This is a genomic window from Peribacillus sp. SIMBA_075, assembly GCF_046534585.1.
Map to the genome: position 1 here is coordinate 1 of NZ_JAWRYN010000476.1, position 277 is coordinate 277.

A 277-nucleotide genomic window follows, 5' to 3' on the forward strand; every position below is an offset into this window, starting at 1 on the left:
GCTAAGAAGTTAATTAAAATCTTGGCGAAGATGCAAATGTTGGAGGAAGATTTCGGATATTTTCACGATTATTTTCATCAAGAAATTGAAAGTGCATTAAAAGAGCAACACCTACTTCAAAAAAGAAGGAAATATCAATTGATTTGTTTCACTCTATGGGGATATCAGGTCAATCTGATTCAATCCATGAGCATAGCGGTTGATTTTTTAAACAAATCAACGCTAAAGGAATATATGACGAAAAAATTCAAATTGGATAAAGCTATTGATGAATTGG

Annotated in this window: 1 protein-coding gene; it reads left to right on the forward strand. The window is 31.8% G+C overall.

The genetic code is table 11. The features are described from left to right. Positions 1-277 (forward strand): hypothetical protein (locus SB775_RS29065; RefSeq protein WP_410864677.1); only part of this gene is annotated, 277 nt, incomplete at both ends.